Source organism: Streptosporangium sp. NPDC048886 (assembly GCF_055586905.1).
The window spans coordinates 43,395-55,209 of record NZ_JBVJHH010000045.1 but is presented as its reverse complement, the minus strand read 5'-3'; the positions used below and the strand labels follow the sequence as shown (position 1 = coordinate 55,209).

The following is an 11,815-nucleotide window of genomic DNA, read 5'->3' as shown; positions in this document are numbered from 1 at the left end:
TTTACGAATGGTGAATCCCTGCGACCATAACGCGGGGCGACACCCTGGCTTCGGCCCGTTCGCTGACAGCGCTTTCCGCTGACAGCGCAGCGCGTGGATCCGTTCACGCCTCCGGGACACGGCAGGGCTGAGGCGGGGGCGACCCGGTGGTGTGTGATGATTGCCGAGTCATGCCCGCGACCGCGATCTTCCGCCTGACCCGCACCACGGCCTTCGCCGTGGTGTCCCTCGGGCTGGGCGCGGTCGCGCACGTGCTCGCCGGCGGCACGGTGCCGGCGTGGAGCGCGGCGGGCGGGCTGGTGCTGGCGGCGGCGGCCGCACTCCCGCTGACCGGGCGCGAGCGCGGCATGGGGGTGATCCTGCCCCTCCTGGGGAGCACGCAGGCGGCACTCCACCTGCTGTTCGCCGCGACGGACCCGGCGGCCTGCCACGCGGCCTCCGCGCACCCGCGGCCCGGGCTGCTGCCCGAGCTCGCCACGCTCATCACCCACCCCCACTCGGGGCTGCTGCCCGGGCTCGCCATGCTGGTCACGCACGGCTGGGCGGTGGGGCTGACCGCGCTGTGGCTGGCCCGCGGCGAGGCCCTGCTCTGGGGCCTGCTACGCAGGCTCGGCGCCAGGCTCGGCCCGGTCCTCATCGGTGGCCCCTTCCCCTTCGCACCACCCGCGGTGGCCGTCACTCCGGCCGGACCCGCCGTTCTCCGCCCGGCCCTGCTCCGTCACGTGGTGAGCCGGCGCGGCCCTCCCGCACCGCGCCCCGTCATGCTCTGACGAGCTCGTCCCTCCGGCGATCTCGCCTCCGTCCCCGACGACGTCCACCGACGCCCTGTCCGGCGACGCCCTGTCCGGCGACGGTCCCGTCCACCGGCGGCTCGCCCACCGGGGAGCCCGTCCGACGGCGGCCTGCCGACCGGCGGCCCCGTCCACCGGCGACATCGTCGGCCAAAGGGTCCTCGCATCCCGGCGGTCTGATCCTCGGTGACCTCGTCCTCAGCGGCCTGGTCCTCGGCGGTCCCGTCCGTCGGCGGCCTGCCGACCGGCGGCCCCGTCCTCGGTGACCTCTGACGACCTCGTCCTCGACGGCCTGACGGGCCCTACGACCTGACGACCCGGGCCGGACCACGCGGCGCCGGGCGCTCCACCTGACCTGTCCACCTTTCCGGCGCCTCCAGGCGGCATGTCGAGCACCGCTCCGGCCGCGGCGCCGTACGTCGAAAGGCTTTCTCATGATCGTTCGTCGTGTTCTCTCCGCCGGCCTCCTCGCCGCTCTCGCCGCCGCGTCGGTGAGCGCCTGCGGCGCCCAGTCCACCGGGCAGCCCGCCGAGCGGGCGGCCGCGCCCGCCGCGAGCCCGGCCGCCACCGGCGCCGCCGCCGAGGCCGCCCCGCCCCTGGCGATCACCGACCCGTGGGTGAAGACCACCAAGAAGGGGATGAGCGCCGCCTTCGGCACCCTGGTCAACAACACCGACGTCGAGGTGACCGTCGTCTCCGGGGCCTCGCCGCTGTCACCGAAGATCGAGCTGCACGAGGTGGTCGACTCCAAGGGAAAGATGGTCATGCGGCCCAAGGAGGGCGGGTTCGTGATCCCCGCACGGGGCACGCACCAGCTCCAGCCGGGCGGTGACCACATCATGCTGATGGGCGTCACCGAAGAGGTGAAGCCCGGCGCGCAGATCCCCTTCACCCTCACCCTCAAGGGCGGCGAGACCCTGGAGTTCACCGCGGTCGGCAAGGACTTCGCCGGCGGCAAGGAGGACTACCAGCCCGACATGGACATGGACAAGGACCACGGCTGACGGACGCAGAGCCAACGGACACAGAATCATGCGAGACCCCCAGTTGACTCGCAGGGGCCTGCTCGCCGGGGGCGCCGCCGCAGCGGCCGGCGCCCTCGCGGCGTGCGCCCCCGAGCAGGCCGTCTCCCCCGGCCGGGCCGCCGCGGCGGCCCTCCCGCAGGCGGCCCCGGCCGCCGTCGGCTCGGCGGTGGAGTCCTTCCACGGCGCCCACCAGGCCGGGATCGCCACCGCCCCCCAGGCCCACGCCGCGTTCGTCGGCCTGGACCTGCTGCCCGGCACCGGCCGCGAGGCCGTCGTGCGGATGATGCACCTGCTCACCGACGACGCCCGCCGTCTGACCCAGGGCCGGCCCGCCCTGGCCGACACCGAGCCGGAGCTGGCCTCCGCCCCCTCCCGGCTGACCGTTACCTTCGGCTTCGGCCCCGGCCTGTTCACCGCGGCCGGGGTGGAGGAGCGGCGTCCGGAGTCGGTGGCGCCCCTGCCGGAGTTCGTGATCGACAAGCTGGACAGGCGGTGGACCGGCGCGGACCTGCTGCTGCAGATCTGCGCCGACGACCCGGTCACCCTCGCCCACGCCCTGCGCATGACGGTCAAGGACGCCCGCTCCTTCGCCCGGGTGCGCTGGACCCAGCAGGGCTTCCGGCGCGGCCCGCAGACCCTGGCCCCCGGCACGACCCAGCGCAACCTCATGGGCCAGCTCGACGGGACCGTCAACCCCCAGCCGGGCACGCCCGACTTCGACCGGGCCGTGTGGGTCAGCCAGGGCCCCGAGTGGCTGCACGGCGGCACCACACTGGTGCTGCGGCGCATCCGCATGGAGCTGGAGACCTGGGACGCCGCCGACCGGGTGGCCAAGGAGTTCACCATCGGCCGCCGCCTGGACACCGGTGCCCCGCTCACCGGGCGCGCCGAGCGCGACGAGCCGGACTTCGCCCGGCTCAACGCCCTCGGCTTCCCCGTCATCTCCGAGTACGCCCACATCCGCCGCGCCCACGTCACCGACCCCGGCATGCGGATCCTGCGCCGGGTCTACAACTACGACGCGGGCCTCACCCCCGAAGGACACGCCGACTCCGGACTGCTGTTCGCCTCCTACCAGGCCGACATCAACCGGCAGTTCCTCCCCATCCAGAAGCGCCTGGCCGAGGCCGACCTGCTCAACGAGTGGACGACCCCCATCGGCTCGGCCGTCTTCGCCATCCCACCGGGCTGCTCCGCCGACGGCTGGATAGGAGAGAGCCTCCTGTCCTGACCCGTCACCGCGCCGGCCCGCCGTACTGGTCCGCATCCGCCGCGCGACGCGCTCCGGGCCCACGCCTTCGAGCCCGGAGCGCGGCCGGGACGCCGCGTTCTCGGTGAAGAGCCGGTCGAACGCGGCGCCCGTGCGGGAAACAGCGGCCCCGCCATACGCCGGGAGATCACGTTGCGACTTCGTCCGTTTCAGGCATGTGCGCGATACATCTCCCATGGCGCCTGCGGGAGGACGTCGCCGATCTCAAGCAGCGACTTGAGGTTCGCCAACACAGCCGGCCATCCGTGCGAGATGCCGTCGAGCATCGCCTGGTTGGGGAGATTCTCGTGGGTCACGGTGAGGCGGACGATGTCCTGGTGTGGTTCGACGAGAAAGGTGACCACCGACGGTTCTCTTGGCGTTTCGGCGTCGGGGGCGTCGTCGAAGGTGATGACCAGGCGCGTCGGGGGCTCGGCCTCGATCACCCGACCGACGACGTCGACGACGCCTGATCCGTCGACGCGTCGGTGCTCCCAGGTGGAGCCCGGCTGCCAGTCCGAGACGTTGGCGTGTCCCCAGTAGCGCGCCGTCAGGTCTGCGTCCGTCAGGGCCTGCCACACCTGCTCCGCGCGGGCGCGGATGTAGGTGACATAGACGTAGGTCGGCGCGGACGCGGGTCCGTTGCTCATGGCGTACTCCTCTGCCTGGTTCTTGATGGCACTGATCGCTTGCAGGCGGGGCTTGTCGAACCCCGAGATCCAGCGCTCCTCGATCTCGTGGATCGGCGCCGGGTTGAGGTAGTGAAGCCGTTCCCGTCCGCGCCGTACGACGGTGACGAGGTTGGCCCGCTCAAGGATGTCGAGATGCTGGGTCGCCGACTGGCGCGCCATGTCCAGGCGTTCGCACAGCTCGCGCAGCGTCTGACCGTTGTGCTCGCGCAGACGGTCGAGCAGGAGTCGTCGGGTGGAGTCGGCCAGTGCCTTGAAGACCGAGTCCATCTCTTTCGCTTCGAGCTTCACCCCGACATTATGCAGGCATTTGCCTGCATAATGTCAATGACGGTTCCCCGAACTCGACGATCACTTGTTTCAGGCCCCCGCTCGGGCCGGCGTCACCACGGGCAGAGCGGCTCCGTGTGACGGGTCAGGTCGGCGATCGCCGGTCATCGCGGTCGCGGTGCTGTGTCTGCCGGGTCGCGCCGACATGCCGCCGAGGAGGCTCTCCGGCGCAGACCGGGTGACGGAATGCCGGCCGTACCTCGACGAGGAGCACCGCTGTTTGACCTTGACGCTGCGTCAACTTCTAGCATCGGGGCCATGTCGATCACTGTTCTTGACACCTACTCCGCCATGAGACGGATCCTGCTGGCCCCGGTCGCGGACCGCGTCGACCTGCTGCGTTCGATGCTGGAGCCCACCAGGGGCATGTACCGCTACTACCCCGGCGAGGTCGACCTGGTGGCCATGTACCTCGAAGCGTCCGGGTTCCCCATCGACCGCGACGAGAAGCGTTGCCTCGACGCGCTCGAAACCCTGGCGGCGGCCGGAGCCTGGGAGCGGATGCAACGCGCCCTCGACGACGCTCTCACCGTACTGCTGGAGGCGACGCCGGGGCTGGGGGCCCCGGACATCACCGTGCTGTTCGTGCTCGGCGATCCGGGTGACGAGCACTTCATGGGTCCCTGCCAAGGTGTGACCGGGTTCGGCGGCATCTCGGGCCACATCGTGATCACGCTCTGGCCCTTCCCCGAGAACGTGGAGCGGCTGGAGACCACCGCCGTGCACGAACTCCACCACAACCTGCGGTTCGGCCCGGGCGGGGTCGTGTGGGACCCGATGACCGTCACGGTCGGCGATCACATCGTCTCCGAGGGCCTGGCCGACGCCTTCGCCCGCCAGCTCTACGGCGACGAACTCGGCCCCACCCGCATCGGCGTGCCGCACCTGCACGACGACGAGGTCTTCGGCAAGGTGCTCACCGGGCTCGACGTGACAGGTATGCAGAACTTCACCGCCTGGGTGCACGGCGACCCCAGCGCCGAGCGCTTCGGCCTCACCCCGGTGGGACTGCCGATGGGCGCCGGGTACGCCGCGGGCAACCGGCTGGTCGACACCTACCTGGCGGCGACCGGGCAGACGGCGGCGCAGGCCCTGCACGCCGAAAGCTCGGAGATCATCGCAACCACGCTCCGCCGCGGGTAACACTGGAACGATGGAGTGGACGATCCAGGAACTCGCGGCGAGGGCCGGCATCACCAGCCGCACCCTGCGTCACTACGACCACTTCGGGCTCCTGGCCCCGTCCCGGGTCGGCGAGAACGGATACCGCTACTACAACGCCACCGCGGTCGCCCGGCTACAGCGGATCCTGCTCATGCGCCGGCTCGGCATGGGCTTGCCGGCCATCGCCGAGGTCCTGGCCGACGAGGTGGACACGTGCGACGGGCTCCGCGCCCACATTGCCGCACTGGAAGAGGAACGGGACCGCATCGAACGGCAGATCCGGTCTGTGCGTCACACGCTCGAGGCCCTGCAGGCGGGGGCGGAACCGCGGATGGACGTCATGTTGGCGGGGTTCAACGACCGCTACAAGGACGAGGTGATCTCACGCTGGGGCGAGCGCGCGTTCCAGGTGAGCAACGACTGGTGGCACGGCAAGTCCCTTGACCAGCAGCGGGCCTGGAAACAGGCCGCCGAAGACCTCGTCGCCACATGGGTCGCCGCGGTGAGGGCCGGGGTTTCTCCGACATCGGAACACGCTCAGTCACTGGCCGCCCGGCACGTCCGGTGGCTGAGCCAGATCCCGGGTACCCCCACGGCCGAGGGCGACCGGGAGCGCTCGATCGAGATGGTGAAAGGCCTGGGGGACATGTACGTCGACGACCCCCGCTTCGCCGGCATGTACGACGACGCCGCGGGGGCGGCGTTCGTCCGCGACGCGCTGCAAGCGTACGCGCGGACCCGGATGTAGCTCGTGTGGTCCGCAGAAATGACCAGTTCTGCGAGACCGGAGCCCAGGTGCCTGGCGGCCGCGTTCGCGCAGGCGGCTGTCCGCGACATCGGCGTCCTGGAACTGACGGCGTCGGACCGGAGCCGCAGGCGATCATCGGGCCGTTGCGCGTGGCGCGACCTCGTCGTAGGCCTCCCGCCCTGTAGTGTCCCCGGCCAGGACGATGGAAAGGGAGTGCCCATGAACGAGATCGCTGCCCGCTACCGGAGCCGCGCCGAGATCTTCGCGGCCAAGGTCGCTGCCGTCCGCCCCGAGCAGTGGTCCAACCCCTCCCCCTGCGAGGAGTGGACCGCCCGGGACGTGGTCGGCCACATCGTCGACATGCACGGCGCGATGCTCCGCCCCCTCGGCCGGTCGCTCACCCCCGCGCCCACCATCGAGGAGGACCCGCTCACCGCCTTCACCTGTGCGCGCGCCGATGTCGAGGCCCTTCTGTCCGACCCGGTGACCGCCGCACGCGAGGTCGCCACCCCGACGGGGCGGCTGTCGGTCGAGCAGCACATCGACCAGGTCGTCAGCGCCGACATGGTCCTGCACGGCTGGGACCTCGCCCGTGCCGCGGGCCAGGACGACACCATCGACCCCGACGAGGTCAAGGCGATGTGGCCCAAGGCCCAGCAGATCCCGGAGGAGATGCGCACCCCCGGCGCCTTCGGGCCCGGCATCGTCGTCTTCGGCCCCGAGGTGAAGGTCCCCGACGACGCTCCGCTTCAGGACCGCTTCCTCGGCCTCCTCGGCCGCGACCCCCGCTGGTCCGCCTGAGGCCCGATCCCTCAGGGCTCTACGGCTGGTGTCTGCGCGCGACTTCCTCCAAGGCCAGGCAACGCCTTCACACTCTCGGATGCCAAGGGCCGGCGGACAACGCGATGAAGTCATGCCGGCCACCGCGGCCATCCGGCAGGGTCGGCTCCTTCATACCCGCCTGCCTTCCTGATCCCTCGAACAGGAGTGATCGCCGTCCAGACGTTCAAGCCCGCCGCACCCGTGAGCGCCGCCGAGGTCCTGAGGCTGGCGGCCGAGGCCGCGACCGCCACCCCGTGGCCGGAACCCCGCGACGACCAGTACCTCCACTACGAGCGGATCGCGGAGACGCGCAGCGAGAACGGGGTTCCCAACGTCGGTCCGCGCCACATCACGGGCGAGGTCTGGGCGTCCGTCGACGGCTCCCGCCCAGAACTGTGGTGGCACAAGCCGGCGAAGTCCATCCCCCAGGGCATCGAGATGGAAGAGCTCAAGGACGTCACCGGCAGATCGGGCACCGCCGTGACCCGGGTGGACAACCGGGGCCGCGAATCCCTCATCTTCGACAAGACCTCCTACGTCCTCCTGGGCGGCCAGGAACTCGTGCCGGGGCGAGGGCGTGAACTCTGGTCCATCACCCGTCCGCAGATCACCGACGTACTTCCGGCCTGGTCCAGGTCCCTGAAGCCGCGCGGCTGCGGCTGAGCCTGCGCCCACCGGACGGCAGGCGATGGGCGACGTCAGCGAACCGGCCGTCTCCGGCCGCTTGCAGCGTGCCGGGCCGACTGGCGCCGTGAGGCGGTCCTCACGGCGCCAGGGCCAGGAGATCGAGCACTGGGGGACGATCGCGCGCTCCGTCCTGGTCCCGGCCACCCCCAGGAGTGGTCAACCACATAAGCCCAGAACCCACATAGGGATGATCTTGAAGGGTTGAGGGCCCTCCGAAGCGCGGGCTCATCGACCGGCGCGGCCCCGTCGCGCCCATGCCGACGCGCAGCCGAACAGGATCCGTGCGCCGCGCGGTCGCGCAACAGCCCACCTGTGGTGCGCGATCAGGAGTGGGCGCAGGCATGCGGTGGGCGCAGTCCTGCGATGAGGATTTCGGCCAGTCGGCGTGCGTCGTAGCCGGGATCGCAGTCCGCGCCGATGCAGAGGTTGCCGACTCCGCGCATGAGTTCGTAGGCGCTGATGTCGGAGCGGATCTCTCCAGCGGCCGCTGCGGCTCTGAGCAGCTGGGCGCAGACGGGCACGAGGCGGTCGAGGAAGTAGGCGTGCAGCGTGTCGAAGGCGGCGTTGTCGGACTGGAGCACCGCGGCGAGTCCGTGCTTGGTGGCCAGGAAGTCGACGAAGAGGCCGATCCACCGTCCTAGTGCGGCACGAGGAGTCGGGCCGGTCGCCAGGAGTGTTGGACCGGCCTCGGCGCAGGCGTCGACCTGGTGCCGGTAGACGGCGATGATGAGGTCCGCTCGCGTCGGGAAGTGGCGGTAGATCGTGCCCAACCCGACGCCGGCCCTGGTCGCGATGTCGCGTACGGGCGCTTCCACGCCTGACGTGACGAAGACCGCGGCAGCCGCGTCGAGCAGGGCGTCCTTGTTACGCCGGGCGTCCTTACGTTCGGACTGGGCCGCACGCTCTGCGCCCTGGTCGCTGTCGTTCACCGCGCTCCTCCGCCGTCATCGCGCTTGCCAAACCGGAACCGTGTTCCGTATTGTTTCGGAACCAGGTTCCGTTTTGCTCATTTGCTCATGATGCCAGGGCAGGAGCCTGACATCCAAGCCACCCATCGCCACCACGTTCCACCCGCAATGAGGAGACACACGGTCATGCAGTACCGCAATTTGGGCCGCACCGGTGTGCAGGTCAGCACCCTCGCGCTCGGCGCGATGAACTTCGGCAAGATCGGGCGCACCCCCCAGGACGAGGTCACCGCCATCGTCGACGCCGCTCTCGAGGCCGGGATCAACCTGATCGACACCGCCGACGTGTACAGCGGCGGCGAGTCGGAAGAGATGGTCGGCAGAGCCATCGCCGGCCGCCGCGAGGACATCGTGCTGGCCACCAAGGCGAGCCTGCCGATGGGCGACGAGCGCAACCGTCAGGGCGGTTCGCGCCGCTGGCTGGTCACCGCACTGGACGACAGCCTGCGCCGTCTCGATGTCGACCACGTCGACCTCTACCAGATCCACCGGTGGGACCCCCGTACCAGCGACGAGGAGACGCTGTCGGCCCTGACCGACCTGCAGCGCGCAGGAAAGATCCGTTACTTCGGCTCCTCGACCTTCCCCGCCTACCGCATCGTGCAGGCACAGTGGGCCGCCCGCGAGCACCACCTGAGCCGCTACGTCACGGAACAGCCCAGCTACTCGATCCTGCAGCGCGGGATCGAGGCCCACGTCCTGCCTGTGACCGAGGAGTACGGGCTCGGCGTGTTGGTGTGGAGCCCGCTGGCCTCAGGCTGGCTGTCGGGCGCGATCCGCGAGGGCCGGGAGATCACCAGCAACCGCTCAGCGTTCATGCCGCAGCGTTTCGACACCACCGTCCCCGCCAACCGGGCCAGGCTCGAAGCCGTCGAGCGGCTGGCCAAGGTCGCCGACGAGGCCGGCCTGACCATGATCCAGCTCGCGCTCGGATTCGTGACCGCGCATCCTGGCGTGACCGGCGCGCTCATCGGTCCCCGCACGCTGGACCACCTGCACTCGCAACTCGCCGCCGCGGACACCGTGCTCTCCGCCGACGTACTCGATGCGATCGACGCCATCGTGGCCCCCGGCACCGACCTGGCCGCGCACGAGAAGAACGACACTCCGCCCGCGCTGCTCGACCCGTCCCTGCGACGCCGCTGATCGACCGAGGAACAGCCCCAACCTCCCCTTCCCCGCACTTCTCGGATCCGTCGGCGTCCATCTCGTCCGCCCGCGCGGCGGCGAGTTCGGCGAGGACCGCTGGAAGATCGATCGCTGGGGTTGGGAAGGCGGTGCACCAACGATGGGACTTGAGCGACAGGCGTTACAGCATGCCCAGCAGAACGGGGGCGGCGTTCATGGCGCCATGGACAGCAAGGATGGGCCACATCAGTCGGTATCGGCTCCACAGACAGCCGAGGAACAACCCCTGCACTCCTTGGTTGACGAAGACCGAGGAGAGGTCTGCCGGAAGGTGTCCGGTGCCCTGTATGCCGACGTGCCAGGCCGCCCAGAGCAGGGAGGTCAGCACGATGGCGGGCCAGCGGCCGACGATGTGCTCCCATCGGGTCTGAAGCCAGCGCCGGTAGAAGACCTCTTCGAGCAGGCTGTTGACGATGAACACCATGACGATGGTGATCAGCAGGGTGACGGGGTCGACACTCGCCGCGTAGTCGCTGGGCGGCATGGCCAGCGGACCTGCGTAGGTGAGGACGAGCCAGGCGGCCACCGGCGCCATGGGGCCGTAGTGCCCCCAGGCCGCGGGCCGCTCGTACAGGAGACCTCGATCTGCGCAATCGCGCCGGGACAGCCGGAACAGCGCCGCGGGCACGGCGAGCAGCAGGCCGAGCTTCAACAGCGTGTGGGCCGGCTCGCCGCCGCCTGACAGCCATAGCGCCACAGCGAAGAGCGTGGCCGACGCCAAGAGGACGACGGCCTGGAGGTGAAGGCCGCGGCCTGCCGGTACGCCTCGGGCAGGAGTCGTCTTGGGTGGCGACAGCCGGATGAGCACCAGTCCGACGAGGACCGGGATCCAGCGATGCCACATGGGCACGGTGTCGGTGTGGTCGGCCGAGAAGCGGATGTCGGTGCTGCCGGTCAGCGCCAGCCACAGGGCCGATCCGGCGATCAGGGCCAGGCCGGTGACCAGGATGCCCAGACCCAGCGTCGGGCGATACGGCGCTGAATGTAATGCCTTATTTCGCACGCTTGTACTTTATAGGAAACCGCACAGGTGTGCTGTAATAGAAGGCATGCCGAAGATCGTGGACCACGAGCAGCGGCGTGAAGAACTCATCCGGACGGTGTGGGAGATCATCAGCCGGGACGGGACAGAGGGGGCCACGGTCCGCAAGGTCGCCGAGGCGGCGGGTGTCTCGGTCGGTGGGTTGCGCCACTATTTCGACAATCAGCGCGGCCTGCTCAGCTTCGCGGCTCAGGCGGTCGCCAGAAGTGCCACCAAGCGCATCGTCGGCCACCTCCACGCGGACCTGCCGGGCATGCGGCGCGCCCAGCTCATCCTCGAAGAGCTTCTTCCGCTCGACGACAACCGCCGCGTCGAGGCGGACGTATGGCTGGCATGTCTGGTGCGCTCGCGCGTGGACGAGTCCCTGGCGGAGCTGCGCCGTACGAGCTGGGCGGGCGAACGCCACATCTGCCGCCTGGCTGTCGCCTCCTGCCACGGCCTGCCGCTTCCCGCTCGCGTGGGACAGCAGTTCGCCGAGGCCGACCTGGAAGGCCAAGCCGCGCGCCTCCACGTGTTCATGGACGGCCTGACCCTCCAGACAGCGACCTACCCGCACAACTTCACACCCCAAGCCGTGCGCCGACTCGTCCACGACGAGCTACTCCTCATCAAAGCGCTGCCCGGGTCACCGCGGCCCAGCTGACAGCGCGCGGCCCGCATCGCCTCGGAGGCCGCGCTCCCCGACCACCGCAGCGCCTGCCCTGTCGAGCCCACACCCGCTGCGGACCGACTCTGAGGCGCCGGCCGAGGCGTTCGACCGGCGGGTGAGGCAGGCCGGCAGAGCCAGGCCGAAGGTGGTCCTGGTGTCCGACGACATGCTCGCCGGACATCGAGGGGTCGCCGGCCCGGGATTCTCCCTGGTGAGAGCGCCGCACGCGACGCGGTGCGCCTGGCGCGCGAGTTCGCGCGGGCGGACCTCTCGCCGGGCGACGAGAACCATCTGACCAGCGCGGAGTGGTTTAGAATTTTCTTGCATTTCTGCAATTCTTATCCAACACTGTGGGTGAGCGGGACCACCTGCGTGCCGACCACACCGAGCGTTCCCTGCGGGGCGAAGCCCGCAGCCCGCTGCTCCATGACGGTCGTTCGGTCCCTGCCACTCGCACCAGCTG

The 11,815-nt window shown here is 70.3% G+C and carries 12 protein-coding genes; 9 read left to right on the top strand and 3 right to left on the bottom strand.

Annotated elements, in window-relative coordinates:
• Nucleotides 1-170: 170 nt before the first annotated feature.
• From ACZ6R6_RS39820 to ACZ6R6_RS39810, 3 genes are all read left to right on the top strand, one after another.
• Nucleotides 171-770, top strand: a complete 600-nt coding sequence (locus tag ACZ6R6_RS39820; RefSeq protein WP_470102112.1) for an MFS transporter — start codon at nt 171-173, stop codon at nt 768-770.
• Between the two features lie 455 nt (nt 771-1,225).
• Nucleotides 1,226-1,795 (top strand): copper chaperone PCu(A)C, encoded by a 570-nt coding sequence (locus tag ACZ6R6_RS39815; RefSeq protein WP_470102111.1) that lies wholly within the window; start codon nt 1,226-1,228, stop codon nt 1,793-1,795.
• Nucleotides 1,796-1,823: 28 nt separating this feature from the next.
• Nucleotides 1,824-3,047, top strand: a complete 1,224-nt coding sequence (locus ACZ6R6_RS39810; RefSeq protein WP_470102110.1) for a Dyp-type peroxidase — start codon at nt 1,824-1,826, stop codon at nt 3,045-3,047.
• Between the two features lie 188 nt (nt 3,048-3,235).
• Here the strand turns inward: ACZ6R6_RS39810 and ACZ6R6_RS39805 are convergent, their stop codons facing one another.
• A complete protein-coding gene (locus ACZ6R6_RS39805; RefSeq protein ID WP_470102109.1) occupies nt 3,236-4,045 on the bottom strand; it encodes an ArsR/SmtB family transcription factor in 810 nt (269 codons plus the stop codon).
• 297 nt (nt 4,046-4,342) lie between these two features.
• Here ACZ6R6_RS39805 and ACZ6R6_RS39800 point away from each other — a divergent pair, with 297 nt between their 5' ends.
• The 4 genes from ACZ6R6_RS39800 to ACZ6R6_RS39785 all read left to right on the top strand — a co-directional run bounded on the left by ACZ6R6_RS39800 (nt 4,343) and on the right by ACZ6R6_RS39785 (nt 7,481).
• The gene (locus ACZ6R6_RS39800; RefSeq protein ID WP_470102108.1) at nt 4,343-5,227 is read left to right on the top strand and encodes a DUF2268 domain-containing putative Zn-dependent protease; all 885 of its coding nucleotides are present in this window, start codon (nt 4,343-4,345) and stop codon (nt 5,225-5,227) included.
• A gap of 10 nt (nt 5,228-5,237) precedes the next feature.
• Nucleotides 5,238-5,996: a MerR family transcriptional regulator gene (locus tag ACZ6R6_RS39795; RefSeq protein WP_470102107.1), complete on the top strand. Its 759-nt coding sequence runs from the start codon at nt 5,238-5,240 to the stop codon at nt 5,994-5,996.
• A 219-nt stretch (nt 5,997-6,215) separates the two neighbouring features.
• Entirely contained in the window at nt 6,216-6,797 is a 582-nt protein-coding gene (locus ACZ6R6_RS39790; RefSeq protein WP_470102106.1) for a TIGR03086 family metal-binding protein, read from the top strand.
• 186 nt (nt 6,798-6,983) lie between these two features.
• Nucleotides 6,984-7,481, top strand: coding sequence for a hypothetical protein (locus tag ACZ6R6_RS39785; RefSeq protein ID WP_470102105.1), 498 nt, complete (start codon nt 6,984-6,986; stop codon nt 7,479-7,481).
• A gap of 347 nt (nt 7,482-7,828) precedes the next feature.
• On the opposite strand, the gene ACZ6R6_RS39780 is transcribed toward ACZ6R6_RS39785, so the two are convergent.
• On the bottom strand, nt 7,829-8,434 hold the full coding sequence (locus ACZ6R6_RS39780; RefSeq protein ID WP_470102104.1) for a TetR/AcrR family transcriptional regulator: 606 nt from the start codon (nt 8,432-8,434) through the stop codon (nt 7,829-7,831).
• Between the two features lie 165 nt (nt 8,435-8,599).
• On the opposite strand from ACZ6R6_RS39780, the gene ACZ6R6_RS39775 reads away from it, so the two are divergent.
• Nucleotides 8,600-9,619 carry an aldo/keto reductase gene (locus ACZ6R6_RS39775; protein ID WP_470102103.1) on the top strand — a complete coding sequence of 340 codons (1,020 nt, stop codon included), beginning with the start codon at nt 8,600-8,602 and terminating at the stop codon, nt 9,617-9,619.
• Between the two features lie 163 nt (nt 9,620-9,782).
• Here ACZ6R6_RS39775 and ACZ6R6_RS39770 read toward each other — a convergent pair whose 3' ends face one another.
• The gene (locus tag ACZ6R6_RS39770) at nt 9,783-10,664 is read right to left on the bottom strand and encodes a lysostaphin resistance A-like protein (RefSeq protein WP_470102102.1); all 882 of its coding nucleotides are present in this window, start codon (nt 10,662-10,664) and stop codon (nt 9,783-9,785) included.
• Nucleotides 10,665-10,710: 46 nt separating this feature from the next.
• Between ACZ6R6_RS39770 and ACZ6R6_RS39765 the strand changes: the two genes are divergently transcribed.
• A complete protein-coding gene (locus ACZ6R6_RS39765) occupies nt 10,711-11,346 on the top strand; it encodes a TetR/AcrR family transcriptional regulator (RefSeq protein ID WP_470102101.1) in 636 nt (211 codons plus the stop codon).
• Nucleotides 11,347-11,815 lie beyond the last annotated feature (469 nt).